This is a genomic window from Klebsiella sp. F11, assembly GCF_056712265.1.
In genome coordinates, this window is sequence record NZ_JBWYFE010000002.1 from 1 (window position 1) to 26,501 (window position 26,501).

Annotated in this window: 20 protein-coding genes, 6 pseudogenes and 1 other annotated feature; of the genes and pseudogenes, 15 read left to right on the forward strand and 11 right to left on the reverse strand. The window is 53.2% G+C overall.

Features of this window, described 5'->3' with window-relative positions:
* Window positions 1–819: replication initiation protein (locus tag AC1M2H_RS27765; protein ID WP_480152140.1), on the forward strand; the 819-nt coding region annotated here is incomplete at its 5' end.
* 464 nt (window positions 820–1,283) lie between these two features.
* Window positions 1,284–2,497 (forward strand): IS3 family transposase gene (locus AC1M2H_RS27770; protein WP_480152141.1). Its coding sequence is split into 2 segments (ribosomal slippage): window positions 1,284–1,572 and window positions 1,572–2,497, totalling 1,215 coding nucleotides; the frame shifts between segments, so codons are not numbered across the junction.
* Window positions 1,565–1,681: a sequence feature (AL1L pseudoknot), on the forward strand. It overlaps the preceding gene by 117 nt.
* A 561-nt stretch (window positions 2,498–3,058) precedes the next feature.
* Here the strand turns inward: AC1M2H_RS27770 and AC1M2H_RS27775 are convergent.
* Window positions 3,059–4,264 (reverse strand): IS256 family transposase, encoded by a 1,206-nt coding sequence (locus AC1M2H_RS27775; protein ID WP_480152142.1) that lies wholly within the window; start codon window positions 4,262–4,264, stop codon window positions 3,059–3,061.
* Window positions 4,265–4,419: 155 nt separating this feature from the next.
* Here AC1M2H_RS27775 and AC1M2H_RS27780 point away from each other — a divergent pair.
* Window positions 4,420–4,701 (forward strand): annotated as a pseudogene (locus AC1M2H_RS27780) (transposase); the annotation flags it as partial.
* A gap of 8 nt (window positions 4,702–4,709) precedes the next feature.
* Here AC1M2H_RS27780 and AC1M2H_RS27785 read toward each other — a convergent pair.
* Window positions 4,710–5,917, reverse strand: a protein-coding gene (locus AC1M2H_RS27785) for an IS3 family transposase (protein WP_480152143.1) whose coding sequence is annotated in 2 segments (ribosomal slippage) — window positions 4,710–5,620 and window positions 5,620–5,917 — 1,209 coding nt in all. Because the reading frame shifts where the segments join, the coding sequence is not laid out codon by codon here.
* 3 nt (window positions 5,918–5,920) lie between these two features.
* Between AC1M2H_RS27785 and AC1M2H_RS27790 the strand changes: the two are divergent.
* Window positions 5,921–6,438 (forward strand): annotated as a pseudogene (locus AC1M2H_RS27790) (IS5 family transposase); the annotation flags it as partial.
* Window positions 6,439–6,543: 105 nt separating this feature from the next.
* Window positions 6,544–6,924, forward strand: a pseudogene (locus AC1M2H_RS27795) (IS1 family transposase); the annotation flags it as partial.
* A 67-nt stretch (window positions 6,925–6,991) separates the two neighbouring features.
* Here AC1M2H_RS27795 and AC1M2H_RS27800 read toward each other — a convergent pair.
* Window positions 6,992–9,508 (reverse strand): WG repeat-containing protein, encoded by a 2,517-nt coding sequence (locus tag AC1M2H_RS27800; RefSeq protein WP_480152144.1) that lies wholly within the window; start codon window positions 9,506–9,508, stop codon window positions 6,992–6,994.
* A gap of 152 nt (window positions 9,509–9,660) precedes the next feature.
* On the opposite strand from AC1M2H_RS27800, the pseudogene AC1M2H_RS27805 reads away from it, so the two are divergent.
* Window positions 9,661–9,747 (forward strand): annotated as a pseudogene (locus AC1M2H_RS27805) (IS6 family transposase); the annotation flags it as partial.
* Between the two features lie 64 nt (window positions 9,748–9,811).
* Here the strand turns inward: AC1M2H_RS27805 and AC1M2H_RS27810 are convergent.
* Together AC1M2H_RS27810 and AC1M2H_RS27815 are read right to left on the reverse strand one after the other, a co-directional pair.
* Window positions 9,812–10,276, reverse strand: a complete 465-nt coding sequence (locus tag AC1M2H_RS27810; RefSeq protein ID WP_480152145.1) for a DUF6795 domain-containing protein — start codon at window positions 10,274–10,276, stop codon at window positions 9,812–9,814.
* Between the two features lie 99 nt (window positions 10,277–10,375).
* Window positions 10,376–11,304, reverse strand: a pseudogene (locus tag AC1M2H_RS27815) (Rpn family recombination-promoting nuclease/putative transposase).
* Between the two features lie 157 nt (window positions 11,305–11,461).
* Between AC1M2H_RS27815 and AC1M2H_RS27820 the strand changes: the two are divergent.
* Window positions 11,462–11,599, forward strand: coding sequence for a transposase (locus AC1M2H_RS27820; protein WP_480152146.1), 138 nt, complete (start codon window positions 11,462–11,464; stop codon window positions 11,597–11,599).
* A 5-nt stretch (window positions 11,600–11,604) separates the two neighbouring features.
* Here AC1M2H_RS27820 and AC1M2H_RS27825 read toward each other — a convergent pair.
* Window positions 11,605–12,791 (reverse strand): IS3 family transposase gene (locus AC1M2H_RS27825; RefSeq protein ID WP_480151852.1). Its coding sequence is split into 2 segments (ribosomal slippage): window positions 11,605–12,515 and window positions 12,515–12,791, totalling 1,188 coding nucleotides; the frame shifts between segments, so codons are not numbered across the junction.
* 153 nt (window positions 12,792–12,944) lie between these two features.
* On the opposite strand from AC1M2H_RS27825, the gene AC1M2H_RS27830 reads away from it, so the two are divergent.
* Genes AC1M2H_RS27830 through tnpC form a run of 3 tightly spaced genes read left to right on the forward strand, consistent with a single transcriptional unit; the run spans window position 12,945 to window position 15,058 of the window.
* Window positions 12,945–13,088, forward strand: a complete 144-nt coding sequence (locus AC1M2H_RS27830; RefSeq protein WP_480152147.1) for a hypothetical protein — start codon at window positions 12,945–12,947, stop codon at window positions 13,086–13,088.
* Window positions 13,085–13,435: an IS66 family insertion sequence element accessory protein TnpB gene (gene tnpB / locus AC1M2H_RS27835; RefSeq protein WP_191939720.1), complete on the forward strand. Its 351-nt coding sequence runs from the start codon at window positions 13,085–13,087 to the stop codon at window positions 13,433–13,435. Before AC1M2H_RS27830 ends, tnpB begins: the two co-directional genes overlap by 4 nt.
* A gap of 30 nt (window positions 13,436–13,465) precedes the next feature.
* Window positions 13,466–15,058, forward strand: a complete 1,593-nt coding sequence (gene tnpC / locus AC1M2H_RS27840) for an IS66 family transposase (RefSeq protein WP_480148900.1) — start codon at window positions 13,466–13,468, stop codon at window positions 15,056–15,058.
* A 229-nt stretch (window positions 15,059–15,287) separates the two neighbouring features.
* On the opposite strand, the gene AC1M2H_RS27845 is transcribed toward tnpC, so the two are convergent.
* On the reverse strand, window positions 15,288–16,061 hold the full coding sequence (locus tag AC1M2H_RS27845) for a hypothetical protein (RefSeq protein WP_480152148.1): 774 nt from the start codon (window positions 16,059–16,061) through the stop codon (window positions 15,288–15,290).
* 346 nt (window positions 16,062–16,407) lie between these two features.
* Here AC1M2H_RS27845 and AC1M2H_RS27850 point away from each other — a divergent pair, with 346 nt between their 5' ends.
* On the forward strand, window positions 16,408–16,986 hold the full coding sequence (locus AC1M2H_RS27850) for a recombinase family protein (RefSeq protein ID WP_480152149.1): 579 nt from the start codon (window positions 16,408–16,410) through the stop codon (window positions 16,984–16,986).
* A gap of 160 nt (window positions 16,987–17,146) precedes the next feature.
* Here AC1M2H_RS27850 and AC1M2H_RS27855 read toward each other — a convergent pair whose 3' ends face one another.
* Window positions 17,147–18,361 (reverse strand): IS91 family transposase, encoded by a 1,215-nt coding sequence (locus AC1M2H_RS27855; protein WP_480152150.1) that lies wholly within the window; start codon window positions 18,359–18,361, stop codon window positions 17,147–17,149.
* 29 nt (window positions 18,362–18,390) lie between these two features.
* On the opposite strand from AC1M2H_RS27855, the gene AC1M2H_RS27860 reads away from it, so the two are divergent.
* From AC1M2H_RS27860 to AC1M2H_RS27875, 4 genes and pseudogenes are all read left to right on the forward strand, one after another.
* Entirely contained in the window at window positions 18,391–18,807 is a 417-nt protein-coding gene (locus AC1M2H_RS27860; protein WP_480152151.1) for a DUF2138 family protein, read from the forward strand.
* A gap of 35 nt (window positions 18,808–18,842) precedes the next feature.
* Window positions 18,843–19,457, forward strand: a complete 615-nt coding sequence (locus tag AC1M2H_RS27865) for a DUF1175 domain-containing protein (protein ID WP_480152279.1) — start codon at window positions 18,843–18,845, stop codon at window positions 19,455–19,457.
* Window positions 19,454–20,914, forward strand: a pseudogene (locus AC1M2H_RS27870) (MG2 domain-containing protein); the annotation flags it as partial. The gene AC1M2H_RS27865 and the pseudogene AC1M2H_RS27870, both read left to right, overlap by 4 nt.
* 59 nt (window positions 20,915–20,973) lie before the next feature.
* A protein-coding gene (locus tag AC1M2H_RS27875) for an IS3 family transposase (RefSeq protein WP_480152152.1) occupies window positions 20,974–22,142 on the forward strand; the annotation gives its coding sequence in 2 pieces (ribosomal slippage) (window positions 20,974–21,229 and window positions 21,229–22,142; 1,170 coding nt in all).
* A gap of 37 nt (window positions 22,143–22,179) precedes the next feature.
* Here AC1M2H_RS27875 and AC1M2H_RS27880 read toward each other — a convergent pair.
* Genes AC1M2H_RS27880 through AC1M2H_RS27890 form a run of 3 tightly spaced genes read right to left on the reverse strand, consistent with a single transcriptional unit; the run spans window position 22,180 to window position 26,477 of the window.
* The gene (locus tag AC1M2H_RS27880; protein WP_480152153.1) at window positions 22,180–23,679 is read right to left on the reverse strand and encodes a protein kinase domain-containing protein; all 1,500 of its coding nucleotides are present in this window, start codon (window positions 23,677–23,679) and stop codon (window positions 22,180–22,182) included.
* 24 nt (window positions 23,680–23,703) lie between these two features.
* Entirely contained in the window at window positions 23,704–25,437 is a 1,734-nt protein-coding gene (locus AC1M2H_RS27885; protein WP_480152154.1) for a PP2C family serine/threonine-protein phosphatase, read from the reverse strand.
* Window positions 25,437–26,477 (reverse strand): TerY-C metal binding domain-containing protein, encoded by a 1,041-nt coding sequence (locus tag AC1M2H_RS27890; protein ID WP_480152280.1) that lies wholly within the window; start codon window positions 26,475–26,477, stop codon window positions 25,437–25,439. Before AC1M2H_RS27890 ends, AC1M2H_RS27885 begins: the two co-directional genes overlap by 1 nt.
* Between the last annotated feature and the right edge of the window lie 24 nt (window positions 26,478–26,501).

The following is a 26,501-nucleotide window of genomic DNA, read 5'->3' on the forward strand; positions in this document are numbered from 1 at the left end:
GTGCAGATTTTTCCGGTGGATAAGTATCTCGATAGCTTGCAATTTCAGTTTTCACTGTCATTATGGGTGGGTAAAAAATTACCCATAGGCATTGAAATGGATACTCAAGCACTCTTGCCAGCTACTAAAACGTTTAAAAAACGCGCCAGTATAAAGCAATCTAACGAATTGACCGAAGCTGCATATTACCTGCCTCTTCAGGCAAAACGTGTGCTGTGGTTATGCCTCATGCAGGCCTATTTTAATGACAGCCAGGAAGATGACTCTGACGTATTGCCGCTCTTCAAAATCAGCGTTTCCGATTACGTCAAATACTTCAATGTCGCTACGTCTGTCGCCAGTCGTGATGTGAAGGCTGGGGTAAATGCTCTGGGCGAATCAACGGTTACCTTTTATCCAAAAGAAGGTGAGTTTGAAGAAGTTAAACGTCCGTGGCTGGCTGAAGCAGGAATGAAGCGAGGCCGGGGTTCCTGGCAGATTGAATTTAACTACAAGGTCATGCCATTCCTTGTCGGCTTAACCTCCCAGTTCACTACCTATTCTCTCTATGACTGTGGCCAGCTTAATAGTGTTCGTGTCATCCGGCTTTATGAAAGCCTGTGTCAGTTCCGGAGCACTGGTGTCTGGATCACCACACATGACTGGTTATGTGAAAGGTTTATGCTCCCTGCCTCGCAGAAAAACAATATTGCTGAAATGAAGCGTACCTTCCTGGAACCTGCTCTGAAGAAAATTAATGAGAAGACACCATTAAAGGTAAGTTATAAAACCGAAGAAGACGGTCGCTTATTGTTTAGTTTTCTTGATATAAAACAATAACATGTATTGCCACCCCCCTTTGGTAAGTTGCTTAGATATGGGGGGGTATTAAACTTGCTGTATTTCCCATAGTACATGCCGAACTTGACTTTTTTCCCACCAAACGTTCGAGTAGACCGCTAAGTTGACCTGTTCCCACAATCCTGGCCGGCCGCCAAGTTGACCTGTTTCCCACAGTCCTGGCCGTCCCCCAAGTTGACCTGTTTCCCACAGTCCTGGCCGTCCGCCAAGTTGACCTGTTTCCCACAATCCTGGCCGTCCGCCAAGTTGACCTGTTTCCCACAGTCCCGGTCGTCCGCCAAGTTGACCTGTTTCCCCCAGTCCCGGCCGTTCCCCAAGTTGACCTGTTTCCCACAGTCCTGGCCGTCCGCCAAGTTGACCTGTTTCCCACAGTCCTGGCCGTCCGCCAAGTTGAACCGCCCCGGGAATCCTGGAGACTAAACTCTTTGAGAGAGGTAAACAGGATGACTAAAAATACTCGCTTTTCCCCTGAGATTCGTCAGCGGGCCGTTCGTATGGTTATTGAAAGCCAGAACGACTATGACTCACAGTGGGCAGCCATCAGCTCCATCGCCCCTAAAATCGGCTGTACGCCTGAGACCCTGCGTACCTGGCTGCGTCAGTATGAGCGCGATGCCGGTGCAGGTGACGGTGGGCTCACCACCGCTGAACGCCAGCGCCTGAAAGAGCTGGAGCGGGAGAACCGTGAGCTGAAACGCAGCAACGACATTCTGCGCCAGGCTTCCGCGTATTTTGCGAAGGCGGAGTTCGACCGCCTGTGGAAAAAATAGCGCCCCTGGTGGATACCCTGCGCAGTGAACACGGGGTCGGACCGGTATGCCACGAGCTGGATATCGCCCCGTCGACATATTACCGGCATCACCAACATCGCCGGCATCCGGACAGGCGCAGCCTGCGGGAACAGCGTGACGACCTTCTGAAAGTGGAGATACAGCGCGTGTACGATGAAAACCACAGTGTGTATGGCATTCGCAAGGTCTGGCGTCAGTTGCTCCGCGAGCACATCAGCGTGGCCAGATGTACGGTGGCACGGCTGATGAAGGCGATGGGGCTCGCCGGGGTGCGGCGGGGCATAAATATCCGGACCACCGTCAGCCGGAAAGACGCCGCCGCCGGCGACCGGGTGAACCGCCAGTTCGTGGCAGAACGGCCAGACCAGCTGTGGGTGGCAGACTTCACGTACGTGAGCACCTGGCAGGGCTTCGCGTATGTGGCGTTCATCATCGACGTGTTCGCGGGGCGTATCGTGGGCTGGCGGGTGTCGTCGTCAATGGAGACGGCGTTCGTGCTGGATGCGCTGGAGCAGGCGCTGTGGGCCCGGCGCCCGACGGGCACCATCCATCACAGCGATAAAGGGTCGCAGTATGTGTCACTGGCGTACACGCAGCGGCTAAAGGACGCAGAGCTGCTGGCATCAACGGGCAGCACAGGAGACTCCTACGACAACGCAATGGCAGAAAGCATCAACGGGCTTTACAAAGCGGAGGTCATACATCGTCAAAGCTGGAAAACCAGATCAGAGGTTGAACTTGCTACACTGACGTGGGTGGACTGGTACAACAATCGCCGGTTGCTGGAAAGGCTGGGTCATATCCCACCGGCAGAAGCCGAACAGGCATATTACGCTTCCATCGGTAATAAGGATCTGGCAGCCTGAGTTCACAGACAAAACACTCTCCCGGAAAACCGGGGCGGTTCAAGTTGACCTGTTTCCCACAGTCCTGGCCGTCCGCCAAGTTGACCTGTTTCCCACAGTCCTGGCCGTCCGCCAAGTTGACCTGTTTCCCACAGTCCTGGCCGTCCGCCAAGTTGACCTGTTTCCCACAGTCCCGGCCGCCACCAAAGTTGACCTGTTTCCCACAGTCCCGGCCGCCCCCAAAGTTGACCTGTTTCCCACAGTCCCGGCCGCCCCCAAAGTTGACCTGTTTCCCACAGTCCTGGCCGTCCGCCAAGTTGACCTGTTTCCCACAGCCCTGCTCGTCCGCAAAATCGACCTGTTCTCAACTGAGTATGGATTATTATTCTGTTACAGTGCGTAAGAGCTATCTGCATGTATGGTCCTCTTCGCTTCCTCGCCTGCTCACTCGCTCTGCTCGGTCTCATGGCTGCGGCGAGCGTTACCTTCTCTCTGATTGATATTTTTCTAGGCCGATTATGGGTCGAGTCCGTCAAGGTGGTGTAAATTCAGTTACAGTCTTCCGGTCCGGTAATGGGCCCGTTATGCGCTGAGTGGCAGCGCTTCGATTACTTCGGTTTCACCAGTCTGGTCTATCTCCGCCATGCTGTGTTGTGGCAGGTAGCGGTTCTGCAACAGCCATTCTTCGTTCTGCTCCGTCAGCACCGCACCCAGCAGCCGCATGATGCTCTCTTCGTTGGGGAAGATGCCCACCACATCAGCACGCCGTTTCACCTCTTTGTTCAGACGCTCCAGTGTGTTCGTGGAGTGGATTTTCACCCGGTGCGCTTTCGGGAAGCCGAAGTACCCCAGCACGTCTGCTTCCGCCTCGTCCATCATCTCCGTGACTGCCGGCGCGCTTTTTTCCAGCTGGCCGGCGACCTCACGCCAGGTCGCATGGGCACTTTTCTCATCGGTCTGCACGAACACCTGTTGCAGCGCCGCGCGCACCACTGACTGGTTCGCCCTGCTGACGCGCCCCATCACATTACGCATGAAGTGGACCCGGCAGCGCTGCCAGCTGGCACAGAACACCTGCTGTATTGCCGCTTTCAGCCCGCTGTGCGAGTCGGAGATAACCAGCTTCACGCCTTCCAGGCCGCGTTCCTTCAGGTTCAGCAGGAAGGCCAGCCAGAACGCTTTGGCTTCTGACTCGCCGATACCCATCCCGATAATCTCCTGGCGACCGTCCAGGCTGACCGCGCAGGCGATTATAACGGCCACGCTGACCACCCGGCCGTTCTTGCGGACCTTCACGTAGGTCGCATCCAGCCACAGGTAGGGCCATTCCCCTTCCGGCGGTCGCTGCAGGAAGGCCTGCACACGCTCATCGATGCCGCGGCAGATGGACGACACCTGGCTGCGGGAGATGCCGGTCATTCCCATCGACTGGACCAGGGCGTCCACCTTGCGGGTGGAGACGCCATTTATCCACGCCTCCTGGATAACCGCGTTGAGCGCCTTCTCCGACAGCCTGCGGGCCTCGAGGAAGGACGGGAAGTACGAGCCTTCCCGCAGCTTCGGGATGCGCAGGTCCAGCGTACCGAGCCGGGTGTTGTACTGGCGGTCACGATAGCCGTTGCGGTAGGTCTCACGCTCATCACTGCGCTCATGGGGCTCCGCGTTGATGCGCTGGGTGACATCGGCTTCCATGATGCGGTTGAGCATAAATGCGGTGAGTTCATGCAGGAAGTCCTCACCGCCGGGTTGCATCAGGGTATTGCTGAATGTCATGCTGTTGTCAGCCATCGGTTTGTTCCTTTTGGATAATGTCTTCATAACCATTACCTTACCGGATAAGCCGATGGCTCTCACCATCCTTCCGAATTTACACCACGTCCTAAGAGCCTATCCCAAAAGGAATTATCGTATAATACGTTACGGTAATTTCTGAGGGGGAATGTATGGCGGGTAGCAAGTGGCAGATCAGCGACGAACTATGGGAAAAAATGGCTCCACTCATCCCGGAGCATAAAACCAGCCACCCACTGGGGACTCATCGTAGACGCGTTGATAACCGTGCTGCCATGGATGCCATATTCTTCGTCCTCAGGACCGGTTGCCAGTGGAACGCCCTGAACGCCACCGGGATATGTTCATCGAGTTCTGCACACCGACGCTTCCAGGAATGGCGCGATGCGGGAGTCTTCGAACGCTTCTGGCAGAACGGTTTGCTTGCCTGCGAATGATCTGGTCAAGTTAAACAGGACACTTTTTTCTCAGCCATCTGTTCATATCGCACTGGCGATAAATACCCATTCGAAGCATGGTTTCTGTCAAGATTGTAATAACGCATATAGTCTGCAACATCACGTTTCATACCTGCCCGCGTCTGCTGCGGGATCAACAGCATCCATTCATGTTTCAAACTGCCCCAAAAACGCTCCATTACCGCGTTATCCCAGCAGGCGCCAACATCTCCCATGCTGCTTCTGAGTCCGTAACTGGTTAACAGCGTTTGGAAGCGCTTGCTGGTATACTGCGCTCCACGATCGGTATGGACGACCAGTCCTGTCGGTGGATTGCGCAGGTTGTAAGCCTGCATGAGAGCCCGGCAAACCAGCGACGATGTCATTCTCTTGTCAATGTGCCAACCGACGATCCGGCGGGAATATAAATCCATGATCGCAGCCAGGTACAACCAGCCTTCACCCGTTTTCAGATACGTAATATCACTCACCCATATCTGGTCCGGTCCGGGAGGATTGAAGTTCTGATTCAACAGATTTGGTGCAAAATCAGCCCCTTTCTTCGGTTTCGTTGTGACCTTCCAGGCACGGCGTTGCCGGCAGAGAAGTCCCTCTTCGCTCATGATTTTTCTAACGCGCCAACGACTTATGGTGACGCCTTCTTCACGGAGCTTTTTAACCAGCGTTCGGCTCCCGGCACTTTCCCGACTGGCAGAGAATAACGCCTTGAGCATCACCCTGACTGCGGTATCTTTCGGCGGGCAGGCTATCGGCTTTTTTCGCCAGGCATACCATGCGGACGGGCTAATGCGCATCACGCGACAAAGCGTCCGTAGCCTGTAATTACCTGCGTTATCGAGGATAAACTGGTATCTCACGACATGTGCTTCGCAAAGAAGGCGCTCGCCTTTTTTAATATTTCCTTCTCAATGCGTAACTCTTTGTTTTCTAGACGTAGCCTTCGGAGTTCAGCTTGTTCATCTTCACTAAGCGGACTTTCATGGCGCTGGCGCGCGGCGGCGACCCAACTGCGCAATGTTTTGGCGCTGATCCCCAAAGAAGTTGCGGCACGCGCAATGGAGTAATTTTGCGTCAGCACCAGGGCCACCGTTTCCTTCTTAAATTCTGGCGTAAACTTTCGCTTCTGATTCACTAAACACCTCCATTTTGGATGTAAGTTTAGTGTCCTGATTATTCGACCACAGCAGAACATCTGGACGGCATTGACTGGTCCTGGCTGTCGATGGACGGCTGTATGACCAAATCGCCATTGTCAGGAACAAAAAAACAGGCCGTAATCCCACGGACAGAGGGAAACAAGGCGTAAAGCGTAGCCTGCTGACAGACGCCAACGGGCTTCCTCTGTCGCTGGTTGTTGCAGCAGCGAACACGCACGATATCAAACTGGTTGCAGATACGCTCGATGCACTTCAGACGGGGCGTCCGGGGCAAAAACTCAGACTCTGCCTGGACAAAGGTTACGAAGCTGGCTGGCTGAAAACGTATCTACAGAGCCGCCGCTACGAGCCGCATATCCAGTCCCGTAAAGAGGAGTCTGATGCAGGTAAAAACACCGACTTCAAAGCCCATCGCTGGGTTGTCGAGAGGACTCATAGCTGGATGAATCGCTTTCGCCGGGTTCTGACCCGATGGGAAAAGAAGGCCGAAAATTACGAGGCCATGTTGCATTTTGCCTGCGGCATCATTGTCTGGAACAAAATCCTATTGGGATAGGCTCTAAGTTACCAGTACTGGTTTAATGGCTACATACGGCACTGGGTTTACGCTTACATTCATAGGGTAGAGCTGATGCAGAAATCAGGGACAGACGCGGCATATGAACTTGATGAGCTGCGGGGCTTTGTTGGCAGTAAAGCCCGCCAGCACTGGCTCTGGTATGCTTACAATACCAAAACGGGTGGCGTACTGGCTTATGCTTTCGGCCCACGTACCGATGAGACATGTCGGGAACTGTTGGCCCTGTTGACGCCCTTTAGCATCGGCATGATTACCAGCGATAACTGGGGCAGTTATGCCAGAGAGGTGCCGAAGGAGATACATCTGACTGGTAAAATTTTCACACAACGCATCGAGCGTAATAACCTGACCCTCCGAACTCGCATTAAGCGGCTGGCGCGTAAAACGATTTGCTTCTCACGCTCAGTTGAGATCCACGAAAAGGTCATCGGTGCCTTCATCGAAAAGTACATGTTCTACTAATTGGAGGCATTACCCATTTTGGCACACTGATGCCGTTTAAGTTGGGGGCGTCCATTCCGTTAGAACCTCATTGACCGTCAAACCCCTTATTCTGGCAAAACAACAGTGGCGTCTCGTCTGCATCGTAAAGCTGCGTGCAGGAAAGCTGCGGCTTGTATGTCTTTCCGTCATAGGCGTAATATTCGACTGCATGTTCGCAACAACTGACGTGCTGCTGGTTACGCAGCACCGGCATGCCGTTCCTGATCGTACGGGTCACTTCCAGGGGACGCAGATAGCCGGCGTAGCCTTCAAAAATCTGGTCCCAGCCGCCGCGAGGATTACGCTGGAAAAGCCAGATCGGTCCGTTATGTGCACTGGTCGCAGCGGTGGCCAGGATTGCCTGGCGCTGGCCCAGCGCGATCGGCTGGAAGTCGATCGAAACCTGACCGGTGTCGTCAGCGATTTCATCGCCATTCCTGGCCGCTTCGGAGGCGATCCGTTCCGTCAGTTGCGTTCTCAGCGATGCGGGTATGGAGCGCCGGGAAGGTTCCGGCCCGGTCAAAGCAGTGCAGTCCCGCGTGGCCTTCGCAATCTGCTGGCGGAAGGCACGCATGGCATTGCCGACACAGGTTCCATCGGCGCAATCGGCCAGCGCCTGATCATAGGCGGGGCGAAGGGCGATGAATACATCCGGCAGGCAGTTTCCGGATTGGGCGCTGCGCCAGGCTTTCTCGGCCTCCCGGGACTGGGCACGCAACGCCGGATCCCGGCATATTTTCTGCGCCGTGGGTTTCAGGGATGGTCTTTCCTCAGGCTCGGCGGTCGGATCGGGGTCGATGCAGATATCCAGAGCCTGATAGACCTGATCGAACCCACCACCGCTGTTGGCGATATCCGGAAACAACGCCGCGAAGCTGGCGATCGTCTTGCCGTCCCCACCCAGCAGGATTGTGTCGCCTTGCCAGTTCCGCACGATGGCGGCGCCGCGCCGGAACGACCTGACCAGATCGGCAAACTGCGGCTCGGCAATGATCCGGCCTGACCTGTCTGCAAAGCCGATTTTCTCCGGACCAGGCGCCCATAAAGCCAGCAGATTATCGCCGGCATCTTCAATACTCGCATACTCGGTCGGGAGCAGGATTTGACCAGTCCGGCCTGCCAGACCTTTGTAGAAAAGCTTCACGCCCGGGCGAGTTTCAATCCGACTGAAACGGAAGGGTCCTCGCGCCTCGGCAGTTTGCCTCGAAATATCCGAAGGTTCGCTATCGCTGACAAGCGGAAGCGACTTTCCTGCGGAGGTAAAGAACCGGTAGCGATCATCGGCATCACGCATCGCCACCATATCCGGAGCCATCACCCGCGCCTCCGTATACTGCGCCGGGATGATCCATTTTCCGTCTAAACCAAGCAGTCCGACCTTTCCCTCTGTCGAGACGCCGATCAGCGCATCGTGAAGACCTTCGGGCCCCAAAGGGGCATTGTACGGGTACTCAATAATTCTGGTCGGGCTTACAGGCAGCACCACCTCGCCTTGCCGGTTCACCAGCCCGAAGCGTTTCGGCTGTGAGGCGTCGTCCCCGGTCACAAGATAGCGATCGTTGAGCGGGCGCAGCCAGGGATAGGATGGGGGGATCAGAACCCGGCCGCGCTCGTCGATGATGCCGAATCGATCCTTATCGTCCCTGACGAAGGCATAGCCTAGGGTATCGATATATTCCGCGTTATCCGCGCAAATGCCTTCCGGAAGGCGTATTGCTTCGCCGTCTTGCCGAATATAGAGGGCGCAGTTAGGCCGGTCGGCGCGTAAAGCGGTGATGAATGACGAATCTTGCCAGACATAGATATGGGAATACAGTCCCGGCGCGACCAGTTCACGCCCCTGCCGATCGATCAGTGCGGGGCCCGTCGCTGTACTCACCACGGTGACATCCCGCTTGAATGCCTCGACGGACCTATAGAGGGGCAGGATCACAAAGCGCAGAGTCTCATCGACGAAACCATAGTGCCCGCCGTCCGGGCTGGCCACAGCCAGGGTTTCCCCGGGGTTGAAATACGAAAACTGAGCGATCGGCTTGCCCTGGCCATCGAGAAAGATGGTCGGGCAGACCTCGTTCTCTGAACACCGGGCCTTATAATAGACATGCTTACCCCAGCCCCCAAAACTGAAGTCGCCCCGCAGGTGCAGTAATTCGTCGCCGAGAGCGTCGAACAGGGTGTAGTCGGTCTCGGTTTCAACGCTGTCGGAGCCAGACGGCAGCTTGTCTTCGGCGACCAGAAATCCGTCTGCGGGCGACCACAATACGTCGTGTACCGGCTTGATGATCCGGTGGCCCGACCGGTCTATGGCCCCATATTTCTGTTTGCGGGTATAGATCGCGACGGGGCCTTTGAAGTCGTCCAGATGTTCGAACACGCGATCACCGACACGCGCTCCGGTTCCGTCGACCAGACCGCAATATTCTTCGCACAATACAAAGCGATCTGAAGCATCGGGATGGGCAGGCGGCGCGTACGTCGGCACGGCGGAAAATGACGCAAACATAGCCGCCGACGCCAAAATCCAACGAAGGGCCGAGAGACGCGGGAAAAGCGATCCGTTCATGATTTCCACCCCTGGTATGATAGAGCTCCTAAAAAGCGGCTTAAACCTAGAATCGGCAGCTGCCCAAAGCCAGCGTGGACAGGATACCTGGTTCCAGGGTACTTCGCCATTGTGGTTTCAGGATGCGTTTGGCAAAGTCGGTCACGGCTTCAGTAAACATGATCCGTAAAGGACAGCTTCATCATCCAGCGGGCGAAGGATTGTCGCCTGCAGAGCAATTTTATCTGTTGACTGCCTAAAAAACAGACAGCATGACTTCTGCTGACCTGTTGTCGTTAATGCGACAGAACCGATCCCTGTCCTTCAGCGCGGGGAGGATGCCAATTTGCAGAATAGATTGTCTTGCTTGCTTCGGATCTTGTCGTCTGCAATTGACAGATCGCAGATCAGATTAGCCCGATCGTTTCTTGAATAGCCTGAGAAAGCCCCGCCAAAACGCTGCTCGCTGTAAATGCTGAGTTTTCGACCGTTAGCATCGATTGTTGTCAGCGTCCAGCAAATCTGACTATCCTGTGGCCCCACGGGAATAAACAGATGCCAGTCTCTTTTCGGGGCCATTGAAAAATGCCCGTTGCTGTCGGTCTGCACAGTAGCGGTTTGGCGGTGGAATTCAGTTAACGAAATCACTACCCCGGCAAGCGGTTCTCCAGCGCTAGTCAACGTACCCTCAATATGAGGTGTGGGATAATCATAGTAAACACAGCTGCTAAGCAAAAACGAAACAGAAAATATGACGAATTTTGTGATACGGGATATGGCAACTGACATAGTTACGAGTCCTTTTTCGTTTTAATATTTTCTTGTTACTTGCTTGTGCCTTTTGTAGCAGAAGATCCTGTTATGGAGTAATTTTAAAACCTTATCTGATTAATGGCTAATCTGCGCCAGGTCGTCTTCAGTCAGACCGGTCATTTTCATTACGGTATTACGGTCAATGCCGTTCTGCAGCCTGGTTCGGGCAACTTCCAGTTTGCCTTCATTGCGGCCTTCCTGCCTGCCTGGCTGGATACCCTGCTCACGGCCCTTCTGGATGCCCTTCTGCTCAAGCTGTTGTGCGATGGTCATAAGTGCGTCTCCGTGTTGTGGCACACGCTGTGCCAGTTCGCGTACAAAGGCTTCGGTGTCTGCTGTTTCGCCAGCCTGTACGATATAGTGTACCAGCGATAATACCTGGGATGAAGACAGATATCCGGCCAGTAAAATGGGGCCTGACGGTCAACCAGTTCAGTCAGGTCCCGCTGGTGAATGTGTTTCTGCAGCAGGGTCAGGGCGGCCAGACTACGATGGCCAGCAATTTCATCATCCGGAATGACGATCACATCGACCAGCGGGAACGCGCTGTTGTAGAGTCTGCCTGCCAGCGTGGGGTCGTCAAACTCATCCAGCCAGCGGGTGGAGTACGGATAAGGGCTTCGCTTACCGGTATAGAACAGCACCGGTATCACCAGGGGAAGTTTTTTATGCCCTGCCTCCAGATGGCGCTGCATGGCGGCCACGGCATAGCGTATCAGGCGGAAAGCCATATGCCTGTCCGGCGACGACTGGTGCTCAATCAGCACGTGAACGTAGCCATCACCACCGGTGGTTTTCAGGCTGTAGAGGACGTCGCTGAAATACTGCCGCAGTTCATCCTCGACGAACGAACCTGATTCCAGTTTCAGCGTGCTGAGGTCACAGATGGCGCGTAACTCTGCAGGGAGATGGAGTTCCATGAAATCCCGGGCAATATCCGGCTGGGTCAGAAACTGCCGGAATGTGGCATCGTGGAGAGTGGGAGTGTTGCTTTTTTTCTTCATCAGCCCTGGCTCTGAAAAATGACCCGGTTATGCTATCACAACGCGGAAAACGCTGACACAGGTCCATAATGGGTAAGCGTAAACCCAGTGCCGTATGTAGCCATTAAACCAGTACTGGTAACTTAGACGCCCACTTGTTACAGACGGACATCTAAGTATGGAATCCCAATACTGGCGAAAAGAACCCCGCAAGAATTATTCGAATGACTTCAAGCTCCGTATGGTTGAACTGGCTTCCCGTCCCGGCGCCTGCGTTGCTCAGATTGCCCGTGAAAACGGCGTTAATGATAACTGATCTGGTCAAGTTAAACAGGACACTTTTTTCTCAGCCATCTGTTCATATCGCACTGGCGATAAATACCCATTCGAAGCATGGTTTCTGTCAAGATTGTAATAACGCATATAGTCTGCAACATCACGTTTCATACCTGCCCGCGTCTGCTGCGGGATCAACAGCACCCATTCATGTTTCAAACTGCCCCAAAAACGCTCCATTACCGCGTTATCCCAGCAGGCGCCAACATCTCCCATGCTGCTTCTGAGTCCGTAACTGGTTAACTGCGTTTGGAAGCGCTTGCTGGTATACTGCGCTCCACGATCGGTATGGACGACCAGCCCTGTCGGTGGATTGCGCAGGTTGTAAGCCTGCATGAGAGCCCGGCAAACCAGCGACGATGTCATTCTCTTGTCAATGTGCCAACCGACGATCCGGCGGGAATATAAATCCATGATCGCAGCCAGGTACAACCAGCCTTCACCCGTTTTCAGATACGTAATATCACTCACCCATATCTGGTCCGGTCCGGGAGGATTGAAGTTCTGATTCAACAGATTTGGTGCAAAATCAGCCCCTTTCTTCGGTTTCGTTGTGACCTTCCAGGCACGGCGTTGCCGGCAGAGAAGTCCCTCTTCGCTCATGATTTTTCTAACGCGCCAACGACTTATGGTGACGCCTTCTTCACGGAGCTTTTTAACCAGCGTTCGGCTCCCGGCACTTTCCCGACTGGCAGAGAATAACGCCTTGAGCATCACCCTGACTGCGGTATCTTTCGACGGGCAGGCTATCGGCTTTTTTCGCCAGGCATACCATGCGGACGGGCTAATGCGCATCACGCGACAAAGCGTCCGTAGCCTGTAATTACCTGCGTTATCGAGGATAAACTGGTATCTCACGACATGTGCTTCGCAAAGAAGGCGCTCGCCTTTTTTAATATTTCCTTCTCAATGCGTAACTCTTTGTTTTCTAGACGTAGCCTTCGGAGTTCAGCTTGTTCATCTTCACTAAGCGGACTTTCATGGCGCTGGCGCGCGGCGGCGACCCAACTGCGCAATGTTTTGGCGCTGATCCCCAAAGAAGTTGCGGCACGCGCAATGGAGTAATTTTGCGTCAGCACCAGGGCCACCGTTTCCTTCTTAAATTCTGGCGTAAACTTTCGCTTCTGATTCACTAAACACCTCCATTTTGGATGTAAGTTTAGTGTCCTGATTATTCGACCACAGCAAACGTCATCTTCAAATGGCTGCGGCTCTGGCAGAATGAAGGCCGCATATCGCGCCGCCTTCCGGCTACCGTAGTGACTTCATCACTACCAACGATACTACCTGTTGAGGTTGTACCTGATCCGACTCCATCTGGCAGGATGAACACTGAGCCAGCTCAGTTCTCAGCGCTGAACGCCTCCTCCTGTTGCGTCGAGTTCCGCCACGGCAAAATGACGCTTGAGAACCCGTCACCGGAGTTGCTGGCCGTGCTGCTCCGCGAGCTGACCGGGAGAAGCCAATGATATCCCTCCCGTCAGGCACCCGTATCTGGCTGGTTGCTGGCGTCACGGATATGCGTAAATCGTTCAATGGACTGGGCGAGCTGGTACAGCATGCACTTGATGAAAATCCGTTCTCCGGGCACCTGTTTATCTTCCGTGGCCGCAAAGGTGACACCGTGAAGATCCTCTGGGCTGATGCTGACGGTCTGTGCCTGTTTACCAAACGGCTGGAGGAAGGCCAGTTCATCTGGCCTGCTGTACGCGAGGGTAAAATCGCCATCACCCGCTCACAACTCGCCATGCTCCTCGATAAGCTGGACTGGCGTCAGCCAAAAACAGCCCGACTTAACTCACTGACAATGTTGTAAAAAGAGCATGACCGCATTATAAATGAGGTCATGAGTCAGGACTATATCGCCCGTATCGCCGCGCTGGAAGACGCGCTTCGCCAGAAAGACAGTCGGCTCAGCCTCGTTGCAGAGACTGAGTCGTTCCTGCGTTCTGCGCTGGCCCGCGCAGAAGAGAAAATAGAGAACGAAGAGCGCGAAATAGAGCATCTGCGGGCACAGATAGAAAAACTACGGCGGATGCTGTTCGGTACCCGCTCCGAAAAACTTCGCCGACAGGTTGAAGACGCCGAAGCCCTGCTGAAACAGCAGGAGCAGCAAAGCGATCGTTACAACGGCCGGGATAACGATCAGCAGGTTCCGCGTCAGCTTCGACAGTCGCGCCATCGCCGTCCTCTGCCTGACCATCTTCCACGCGAAATAAACAGGCTGGAGCCCGCCGAAACCTGCTGTCCGGACTGCGGCAGCGATATGGCATACCTCAGAGAAGTCAGCGCAGAGCAACTGGAGCTGGTCTCCAGCGCTCTGAAAGTGATCCGCACGGTCAGGGTGAAAAAGGCCTGCACCCGATGCGACTGCATCGTTGAAGCGCCTGCGCCATCACGCCCTATCGATCGGGGTATCGCCGGTCCGGGTCTGCTGGCCCGGGTGTTAACGGCCAAATACTGTGAACACCTGCCGCTATATCGCCAGTGCGAAATCTTTGCCCGTCAGGGCGTGGATCTGAGCCGGGCTCTGCTCTCCAACTGGGTGGATGCCTGTTGCCGGTTGATGATCCCGCTGGATGAGGCTCTTTACCGCTACGTGATGGACTGCCGCAAACTGCATACGGATGACACTCCGGTGCCGGTACTGGCACCGGGCAGAAAGAAGACGAAAACCGGGCGCATCTGGACGTACGTTCGCAATGACCGGAACGCGGGGTCGTCAGACCCGCCCGCAGCGTGGTTCGCCTTCTCGCCGGATCGGCAGGGGAAACATCCTCAACAACATCTTCGCCATTACCATGGCGTTCTGCAGGCCGATGCCTTCGCTGGTTACGACAGGTTGTTCAGTGCAGAGCGTGACGGCGGCCCGCTAACAGAAGCAGCCTGCTGGGCCCACGCGCGCCGAAAAATCCACGACGTCTATATAAGTACTCAGACGGTCACAGCAGAGGAAGCCCTGAAACGTATCGGTGAACTGTACGCGGTAGAAGAGGAAATACGCGGCCTCCCGGCAACTGAGCGGCTGGCAGCCAGGCAGTCCCGGAGTAAGCCGCTGCTGGCATCCCTGCATGTGTGGTTGGAGGAGAAAAGCGCAACGCTGTCGAAAAAATCCCGGCTGGGGGAGGCGTTCGCATATGCCCTGAACCAGTGGGATGCGCTGTGCTACTACTGCGATGATGGCCTGGCAGAGCCTGATAACAACGTGGCAGAACGCGCGCTGCGAGCTGTCTGCCTTGGCAAGAAAAATTATATCTTCTTCGGGAGCGATCACGGTGGTGAGCGTGGAGCCCTGCTGTACGGTCTGATCGGTACGTGCAGGCTGAATGGCATCGACCCGGAGGCTTACCTACGCCATATCCTGAGCGTTCTGCCGGAGTGGCCCAGCAACAAAGTGGCTGAACTTCTGCCCTGGAACGTGGATCTCACCAATAAATAGCCGTCAATACGGCACTCGCTGAACGCTTACCATAATGGTTTACCGTGAGGTGACGGATTATCGGGAAACAGTGCTGATACTGGCCCTGCTTTGAGGAGTCCGGTTGCGGTCTGCGGCAGTTCCCGGTTCAGCGCCGGTGGTCGGACAAATCGATTACCTTCCGCTCCGGCCCAATCACTCCAGTCCGGTGAATCCGGCGCTGTTGTGTCTTATGGCATTCGGCTGGTAGTTATTGTTCAAATACGTCCGTGTCTGGAAATGGAGCGACAGATAAGGATGGTTTCTTCAGCGCACATTGCGGGGAAGGCGCATTTTTGCATGCACGTCTGTAGATTGATGTAGGTATCTCTATATCCTTCGTCAGCTGGCAGGATGCTGATTGTTCCGGTGTTGAACATTTTGTATTAAATCCCATAAGACTGGCTTGAATCCATTGAGATACAAGGGGGTAGTACTTATCTGCGGCTGACTGATTGACGGTGTAAAAAATAGCTCTGGGAGGAGGGGAGTATGCAGACTCTTCATCAAGTAACTGATTATATTCGCGCATGTTTTTAGCCAACGCACCGCTTTGCCATGAATAAATCCGGGGTATGTTGTCAGCAAGACCAGCCATCACAATGGTACCGGAATTGTTGAAGACCACCACGGATTGAAAAAAAGCCTGTCCCTCCTGCCAGCCCCATGCGATTATCCCACCATCAGGCAACAATGTGAATCTTGGCGGATCCTGTTCAAAGCCGGAGATTATACGACTGACTGCCTTTGTCGAACTGCCCGTTTCAGGGTCCTGCAGAACGGAACTGTCGCCAGAGAAAAATAAGTGCAGCTCATTGATTATCTTCTGCTGATTGATTTTTTTTAGTGTGTGTGATTTTGGGTTCATGTGAACGTTATCAGTCACTGTCGATGACTGTCTTGCTTCTGATGCACTGGAGCACGCCATAAAAGCGATTGTTATTACTAAATGAGTAATAATCCCGGGATATGTTTTTTTTGACATAACAGTGGCCTCGTGAAATTTGTTATACCTGACAGGGTCAGTTTTTTTTAATGCTTTAGCATAAAGCTTACTTCCCTCAGTCTCCGGCTGATTTTTGTTCTCATTATTCTATCGCTCAAAGCGGCTCCGGTGTTGAGCAGTGGGGTGCCCCCCTGGTATTACTGATACAATTTCCCGTACGAAATGGATGTCTGAAAATGATTTCACTCAGTTTTGCACAGCAGTGCTAAAAGACGTCCGAAAGAGCGGTTTCGTACACCAATCTGACAACGTGTCCGAAAGTCAGTAAAATTAATTTCGTACATACCTTATAATTCGGACATCCATTTCGTACGGAAAGTTTCCTATGTCACGTGTTTTTGCTTACTGTCGGGTCTCCACTCTGGAGCAAACAACTGAGAACCAGCACAGAGAAATCGAAACCGCCGGTTTTGCTGTCAGACCCCAGCGAATAATTGAGGAACACATCAGTGGGTCAGTCGCGGCCAGCGAAAGACCGGGATTTATCAGGCTTCTTGATCGCATGGAAAATGGTGATGTACTGATTGTCACCAAACTTGACCGCCTTGGCCGCAATGCGATGGATATAAGAAAAACCGTCGAACAACTTGCAGTATCTGACATTCGGGTACATTGCCTGGCGCTGGGTGGCGTGGACCTGACCAGTCCGGCAGGGAAAATGACAATGCAGGTGATTTCAGCCGTGGCTGAGTTTGAGCGGGATTTGCTGCTAGAGCGTACGCACTCTGGTATTGCGCGGGCAAAAGCATCCGGAAAGCGGTTTGGACGTCCTTCAGTGCTGAATGAAGAGCAGAAAACCACGGTGATTGCACGGATTAACGCCGGGATCAGTATCAGCGCCATTGCCCGGGAATTTAATACTACCCGGCAAACCATACTCAGAGTAAAGACTGGGCAGTCATGACCCTGAGTTCATGGTTAGCGATTTGGAAAAGCGTTTTAAAAAATTTAAGACCATGAACAGGGTCGTCAGGAGAGCAGTAATGGCGTGCGGTGGGGGAACTAATGATGAAAAAAACACCTTTTGGCTAATTTTTAACCTGAAATGCGTTTTTCAGACGCACTTATCCTGCAGCCTGTGACCGAAGCCATCGTTTCCGGTCGATACTGTGCAGCCTTTCTGCCACTAACTCCGTGGCGTGTCTGCTCGCCTGCGCGCTGACAAAGCGCAGCCGGTCGCCGCACAGAATGCATTTGTACGGATCCGTGCGCAGGAACGCTTTCATCAGCGCGGCGAAGCCGGGCTTATCCGGTTTATTCCTCGCTTCCATCTCCAGGGCCTCATACACCTTCAGCAGCAGCGTGCCCCGTTTACGGCTGGATAAGAATCCGTAATACCGCACCATTTTAAAATACTTTTCCGGCACGTGGCTGATATAGCGTCCGATCATCTCTTCCTGCGACAGCGTCTGCTGCCGGTGCCGCTGTGTCCGGTGGTCGTAATAGTGATGCACCACGGCGCCGCCGCTGTAATGCCGCAGTTGCGAGGCCGACACCGGCGGACGTTTCAGATACCGGCCCAGGTATTTCACGCACCGCCAGGCACCGTGCGTCTTTTTTGCGAAGTGAACTTTCCAGTACCGCTGCCACTGTGCACGAAGGTAGCGCCGCCAGTGCTCCTCATCCCGGATATGACCGTAACCCGCAAGGCCGCCGGGATTAATCTGCTCATAGTGTTCCCGCAACATCTCAGTGACGGCATTGCGCCAGATTTCCTCCACCTTATCCTTCTTAAAGAAGATATTCTTCCCGACGCCGTGTTTAATATCGAGCCCGCCCCGGGTGACGGAGACGTGGATATGCGGATGCGGGTTCAGCTGGCAACCGTAGGTGTGCAGGGCACAGAAGATGCCGATTTCCAGACCCTGTTTACGGGCATGGCGGAGCATGGCGCGGGTGGCCGCCAGGAAGAGGTGGTTAAGCAGGGGCCAGTTGTGATTAAAAAAGGGCCACAGCAGATGGGGCATGGTCAGGGTGATGTGCTGCCAGTCGCAGTCGGGAAGAATGTGGGTCTGCTGTGCAATCCACTGTTCCGTGGCTTTAAATCCGCAGGAGCTGCAGGCTCTTGAGCCACAGCTCTGGCAGAAGAAACGGGAGTGAGAGCAGTCCGGAGAAGAACAACAGTAACGGCGGACGCCCATGGCGGTGGTGCTGCAGGCGAGCATGCGTTCAACGGAGAGCCGGGTCCACGGGCTGACGGTATCACCGAATTTTTCGAGGAACTTGTTCCAGCCGTCATCAATGGAGAAAAGCAGCTTTGCGGGGCGGGGGATATACATGGTGCAGAGTATAAAACGGGGCAGCGGTCATGAACATCCCCGAAGCTGCGCAGCAGCGCCGCTCACGCCAAAGGCGTGCTATGTTCTTCCGCGTCAGCTTGGCGCGACATGGTCAGATGCTGATGTTTTCTCTAGATGACAAACTGGTGAATAAAGCGCTGCAAACGCTGGATAAAAATTTCCCACCGCTGGCGGACGTATTACCACAACAGGCCGTGGTGCCGGTTTACATGGCTCCTGTAGCCCTGTCCGGGTTATTTAAGCAGGAAGTGTTTGCCAGCCTGCCAAAGAGTGTCGAACCGGTATTTTATAACGCGGCCCAAACCTTGTTATTACCTAAACTTAGCGCATTGGCTGGGCAACAGCGCTATGCCTTAACCCTGCCTGCGGATACCAAGACCCACGAGTCTTGGCAGTGGCTACCGCTGAAATGGCAGGAGCTATGATCGTCAAACAGACAACGTTAGGCCTGCTGTTCCTAATGGGCCTGATGCTTTTCAGCCGGGGCAGCCTAGCCGTTGAGACGGTTGCGCCACTGACCCCTGAGCAATCCAACGTATTCCGCTCATGGTTTGTGCGCATTGCCGAAGAGCAGTTACGCCAAGGGCCAAGTGCGCGCTGGTATCAGCAGGACTGCGCCGGTCTGGTGCGCTTTGTTGCCAATGAATCCCTGAAAATTCATGACAGCAAATGGCTGCGGGCGAATGGTTTATCTAATCGCTACCTGCCACCAGAGCTGGACATCAGCCCGCAACAGCGCCAGTTTGCTCAACGTTGGCAGCAAGGGGGGGGCCAGCAAGGCCCCTATGTAGATGCCATCAAGCTGATCCAATTTAACAGCCAACTTATTGGCCGCGACATGAATCAAGCGCAACCGGGCGATCTACTGTTTTTTGACCAGGGTGACGATCAGCATCTGATGATCTGGATGGGGCGTTATATCGCCTATCACACTGGTTCTTCAAGTTCGACAGATAATGGAATGCGTGCGGTGAGCATGCAACAATTGATAAAATGGATGGACACCCGATGGATACCCGACGAATCGAACCCCAACTTCATTGGCATTTATCGCTTAGGTTTCCTGTCACGATGATAATTCTGCCGCGTATGTGTCAAAAACTGCTGCTAGGGATGGTTTTATTCATTCCCTTGAGCTTGGCCTATGCCGAGACTGAGCTCCCTGCGAGTAATTATAGCGTTCCGCAGCAATCCTTCTTTTTGCTTTCTGACAGCAGCTTTGCCACAGATGAAGTGGCGAAAGTGCGCCTAGAAGCGCCAGGGCGCGATTACCGCCGTTTTGAGGCCGAGCAGTATGGTGGCGTAGATATCCGTTTATACCGTATCGATAAACCGATGGAGTTTCTGAAAAAGCAGAAAAACCTCCATCGCATTATGATCGAAGGTCAATACTAGGGTGAGGGCTTATCTAACACGCTGTCTTATCTTTGGGATAACTGGTACGGCAAGTCACGCCGCGTGATGCAGAGAACCTTTTCCTCTGATACCCGCCAGGAAGTGACTAGTGTGCTGCCGGAGCTGAAGATGGGTGACGCGCTAAGTGAACAACCCAAATTCACCGTGCAGCCGCAGTTTGCGCCGCTGAAGAATTTGCCACTGATTAGCCAGTTCCGTTACCCACTGTGGGACGCGCAACCGATCCAGACGCCAGAACACGTCAATATGCAGGGCTCATCCAGCGGTTTCTTTGAACCTTTGCCGGGTAATGTCTACGTTCCCTTGGGCAAGCTAAAGCCGGGCCTGTATCTGGTAGAAGCTCTGATTGGCCAATACCGGGCGACCACCGTGCTGTTTGTCTCTAATACTGTGGCCATGAGTAAGGTTTCTGGCAGCGAGCTATTGGTCTGGACCGTTGGCCGCAATGACGGGCAGGCGGTGGCGGGAACGCGCATCTTGTGGAGCGACGGGTTGGGCATCATGAACAGCGGTCAGACGGATAAGAACGGCTTACTGAGCCTGCGCCATATCTCGCCAGAGCGCTCGTATGTGATGGGTGAAGACAGCGAAGGCGGGGTGTTTGTTTCGGAGAACTTTTATTACGACAGCGAGATTTATGACACCAAACTTTATACCTTCACCGATCGGCCGCTCTATCGCCCAGGTGATTGGGTTGAAGTCAAACTGATCGGGCGCGAATTCAAGAATGCGCTGGATTCCGTCGCGCTCAAGCTAGGTTCGTTGAGTTTGACCGTGTTGGATGCCAATGGAGCAACGTTGCAAACCTTGAACTTCCCTGTTGACGGTAAATCCGGGGCGCAGGGGCGTTTTCAACTGCCAGAAAATGCCGTGGCCGGTGGCTATGAACTGCGCTCAACCTACAATAATCAGGTTTACAGCAGCTCATTCCGTGTCGCTAGCTACATCAAACCGCACTTCGAAATTTCACTGGCGATGGCTAAATCTGATTTTCGCACCAACGAGCCGGTGAATGGCGACATCGTGCTGCTCTATCCTGATGGAAAGCCAGTGGCCAACGCGCGTCTTGAACTGAGCCTGTATAGCCAGCAGCTTTCGATGTGTAGTGGCACACTGATACTGGCCACCTGATCGGAAGGTGATACTCTCACTTCCCCAACACCACAGGTGAACCAATGGCAAAACATTTCACGGCAGAATTTAAGCTCGAAGCAGCAAAACTGGTTGTCGACCACGGCTATACCTACGTTAAGGCCGCAGAGGCAGTTAATGTCAGCCATTCGGCTATTACCCGCTGGGTTAATAAACTGAAACTCGAGCGTCAGGGGGAAACGCCTGCCGGGCTTCCTCTGACGCCAGAACAGCTTGAGCTGCGTGAGGCGAAGAAGAAAATTCAACGCCTTGAAATGGAAAATGAAATCCTAAAAAAGGCTACGGCGCTCTTAATGTCGGACGCACTCAACGATTCACGGTAGTCGACAGGTTGAGAGCGCGATATCCGGTCGCTGTGTTGTGCCAGACTTTTGAAGTCCATCGCAGCAGCTACAGGCACTGGCAGGCTTCGGGCAGTGAGCCCGATGGTGAGCGAGTGGCTAAACGCAGCCAGGTCATGGAGGCCTGGAACGCCAGCGGCGGCTCTGCAGGCACCCGAAGCATCGCGACTATCGTCACCAGGAACTCTGGTGTCAAAATGGGCCGCTGGCTGGCCGGTAAGCTGATGAAAGAGCTGGATATCGCCAGCTGCCAGGTACCGGCCCACAAATACAAACGCGGCGGAAACGAACACGTTGAAATACCGAACCATCTCGACCGGCAGTTCGCAGTAACCGCGCCGGACCAGGTCTGGTGCGGCGATGTGACCTACATCTGGACCGGCAAATGCTGGGCTTATCTGGCGGTGGTGCTGGACTTGTTCGCCCGTAAACCGGTGGGCTGGGCGATGTCGACGGCGCCGGACTCAGCACTGACGGTCAAAGCGCTACAGATGGCCTGGGAGCTACGCGGCCGACCAGCGGGCGTGATGTTCCACAGCGACCAGGGCAGACACTATACCAGCCGCCAGTACCGACAGGCGCTGTGGCGCTGCCGGATAAAGCAGAGCATGAGTCGTCGGGGTAACTGCTGGGATAATGCGCCAATGGAGCGGTTCTTCCGAAGCCTGAAGACAGAATGGGTGCCGACGAAGGGCTACAACAACTTCAACGAGGCTCAAAGCGCGATAATCTGCTATATCACGGGCTATTACAGCGCCGTACGGCCTCACTGGTACAACGGCGGCTTGACGCCAAATGAATCGGAGCGACTGTACTACATACAGTCTAATGCGGTGGCCAGTATTAGTTGACCACAACAAGCAGTTTCAATGATCACGGGTATAAGTTCTAATTAATCAAAAGTTGAACCACTACCAAACGGCCACCATCCTCAGGAGAGAGAATAAACTGAGCGTTGTCATTCAGACGTAGCTTATCACCAATCGCAATCAATTTGCGGTCAGGTAGAGACATCAGCCCGTGTATACCCTCGTTAACCAGCCACCATTGGTCATTATGGAAAACGAAATAACCAACCCTTTTCTTCTGCTCATCGGTTGTTCGTTCATTAGGTGCAATCAGCCGATTGACGTGCCATGCATATAATGACTGACCGCTCCACACAATAAGCCGGTGATCATCTGGTCTGAACGTTCCAGCCTTTCTCGATGAATACAGGTTAAGGATAGGAAGCTTACCTTTGTATGGCGTGCCACAATAAGGACAAGCGGGTTTAGTCTTACCGGAGAAAACGTACCATTTCTGTTCACAATCATCATTCTGACAAGGCTGAATTAAATCGACCGTCTTTACCAGCGCCGTTTCCCATTCATCAGCTGTAGGGCGTTGTGATGGATCATGCAATCCATCAATAAATGCCCGATCGAAGAGCGGTTTCAAATAAGGGCCCATAACGGTATACGGAATTTTCTGGGGGTCCGCCCAGGGGAGTGAGAACGAAGAGACCTGGCTGACCTTAACTGCGTTGCTCTTATCAGTCGGATGTTCGATGAACAATGCTCGCTCTCCCATGGAGAGAGCCTCATCCCTGACTTCATCATTGATGTCGTGAATTTTCCCTCCACGTAGTGGGTGCCGGAAAAGCAGATACATGTAAATCAGCACTGAAAGCGCATGCCGGTCAGTTGCTATACTCGGTAACACCCTGTGGGGATCGTCTTTGGGGAGGTGACTTGTCTTCACCACTTCCGGGGCAATGAAATCGGGCGTACCGACCACGTCAGGGGGATATTTCCCGGGTACCACCAGCCCATCAACATCGATAATGCATGCATGGCCCAGTTCCGGGTCTATCAGCACATTTTTATAACTCAGGTCGCTATGGCACAGACCGGCAGCATGCATTCGCCTCACAGCACGCGTGAGCAGAATACAGACTTTCAGGTAGTTGAGCGTATTTCCACGTTCACGCGGATCGAGAAATTTATTTTGATTGTTGGCACTGGCAAACCATTTACCTTCTTTTTCACGTCCTTTTATACCGAGGAAGTCATTGTTTTTGGAACCATATCGGAAGAAGAAATGCTGCTGATAAGCAGGTACGACAATACCCACCTTATCGGCGTGCTCAACAACATCAGTGGGCCAGCAGAAGAGACCTTTCCAGTAGTCTCCGCCGGTCTGTTCAAAAATATTCTGCCGGTACCGCCCGGTGATCATATTGATACGTTCCCGGGCCTGTTCATTCTGGGGTTTATGGTAGAAGGCGACGACGTATGATTTATCCGGAGAGAAATACACATCTTTCATTGAGCCCGAGCCGATGACTTCATCGACGTACTGAATGGTTTTACCATCCCTGGTTTTGCACGTAATTATATTTGCCATGAGCCACCTGCGATCCCATTTAGTTCACCAGAGTACAATGATTGTGCGATCATCATGATTGCCGGGAGAGAGGAAGTTTAACCACTCCACCAGTTGTTCTGAGGTCTTCTCAGGAGCGGAGAGAAGGGGAGAAAGCTCTGTCATTAGCTTGTCCCATTTAACCGGGTTCTGAAGCCCGTTATCCGTTTCAAACCAGGGGTCGGAAACACCATCAGTCATCAGAACCAGGTGTGAGATATCATTCCACTTACCTATACTGATACGTTTACTGAACGCGGCATCACTGACAGCCTCCGCATCCAGAAACCGAGTCTGGCCTGCATATTCCCCGCTATCTGGTGTGCCAAGGACTCTGACTTTCCCAACTGGCCCATATGCGGCTATGGCACCATCCCCCAACCAGAAGGAAGCGGCAAACAAATCGGCACCGCCGCGAAACGTGACGGACGCGAGTAAAGTCGTAGAGAATGACTTAACTTTGTCTTCAGCCATAATTGCAGCACTGCTGATATTGTTTACGGCTAGCACCGCCGCCTGTCTGAAGTGGTGATTCATGAAATCCCACACAACGCGCTGATCATCGTTATTCCAGCGTAAAACTTTGTCTTTTATTTCATGCCCTTTCTCATCCTTCAGCTGGTTGAAAAGATAATTCCCAACGGTGTCTGCAACGATTCGTGAGCCTTCCCGAGAAAATTTAGCGCTACCCGCGCCATCTGCCACCAGTAATACACTCCAGCCAGATACCTCACTGAAATTGAGGTAGAAATCATCGTCGCGGAAGGAGCCCACATGTTCATGGGAACGTCCACGACGACTTGCACCAGCAATATGTATACCTGACTGGGTGATCCCCTGATGGGCGATACTGTCCTTGTAAAAAGGTCCATCCGAAGGTGGATCTATCACTTTCCAGAGACTTTTTGGGTCAGGGTTGACGACAAAAAGTAACTTTTTGACATTGTCAGGATGTGTACTGCAGGACCACTTCACTGAAATTTCAAAGTCTCCGCTGTGAGTGGGCGTCCCCTGGATACGTCGTTCGTTAAAATTAAAAATCAGTCCAATGTCCTGAGGGAAATTAATCTCAGTAATGTCTGCCGGGACACCCGTATCGGTCGCTATCTCTAAAGAAACGTCAAAGCGTTCACCCACCCGGGCATTTGGCAGCACAATAGACACCTCTGGGATTTTCTGGAGGAGAGCGGGATCCTCCTTACTTGCTCTGTGAGGAACCTCTCCGGGCCTTAAAGCATTGGCTGCGACGGGAGGAAAATTTTCATCAATTTCAGCAGAACTGGAAGTTACCTGCTCCTTTGGCTGCGCTATGTCGGTAGTCAGAGGCAACTCATTTTTCGTTTCAGCGATATCTTCCTCAATATTTACCTGAACGCCCCCGACAGCGGCTTCACCGGGCATTTCATTATGCGTTTCATGCGCCTCGCTTCCGGTTGTTTCAATATCTGCGTGGATTGCGTCTGTCACAGGGAAAGTGTTTTCATTTTCGCCTGTGTTTTGTGGGAGAGAGTTACTGTCTGACAGGAGCGTAGATGAACTGTCCACATCAGTCTGAACGGCTTCTTCAGAGACTCTCCTACATGAAAACCGTTTTATGACCGTTTCCCTCAATTGTCGAACAGCTTGTTCAATATCATCTTCGTCGCAAAGCCGGAGAACGCACTCAAAGTCAGCTAGCTCACCCGATGCCTCCAGAATAAGGGCAACAATTTTATGTTCAGGTGTTATAAACTCGCTCATCAGCCGCGTCCTCTGCTAACGTTGAAATCGGAATGCCCACCGTCGTCCTGAAAGGACAGTCCTTTCTCACACCATGGGCAGATAACATCATCGGGCCCATCGATGCAAAGAAGCTTCCCACAGCTGCACATCGCGAAAGCGCTATTGTTTCCGCAATGCGGGCATCCAGGTACACCGTGGAGTTCACTGGTATTAACCTGAACGCCAGATGCGGCCATATCCGTCCATGAGAAGTAGTCTTCATCGATCGGATAGCAGCCTGCAATATTGAAGGTGTTCAGGTTCAGGTTAAATGCAAGTCCTGACACCTTAGCCGGTGGCCGTTCATACTTCATGAGATAGGGTCGACGTGTTTTGCTGCAACGCCCGGTCAGAACCACGCAGTTATCATCGTAAGCTCTGGTGATTTCATCTTTGGCGAGTTTGACAATATAGTCGGTCTGTTTCAGTGGCGGTTGAGTATCTTCTCCTACGCTTCTGCTGTGGGCCGTGACGGAGGCGGTGATCCACTGTATGAAACGCGTGAAATCTCCGTCCTGGCTTTCCGTAAACAGTAAAACGTTTTCAGTCAGTTGGCGAAGAACACTAAGGTCTACCGAATTCCCCATACCTACTGCGATCAGGTTCACTTTTTTGGCGTAAAAATCATTCCAGCGTTTTACTTCACCTGAGACATCATCGGTAGGACGTCCATCGGTGAGCAGGTAAACCACAGGTTTCCAGTCTCCTTTTTCTTCGAGGCTGGTTTTACGCACCTGAGAATCTACTTGTGCCGTAAGTTCCCGTAGCGCAGCCCCAAGGCTTGTCCCTCCGCCGACAGGAAGGCGAGGGGGATAAAAAGACACAATATCATGAAGGGGTACAATAGTTCTGGCGACACCCGCAAATGCAATAACCGAAATCCAGGCTGTTTCGAGTGCATGGGGATCCTTACGCAGATCGTTAACGATCATCTGTAAGCCATCATTCATCCTTTTTAGATTTTCACCAATCATGGACTCTGAACAGTCCAGAACAAAGAATACGGGAAGCCGTCTCATAAGAAACCCCATCACGCTATAAAT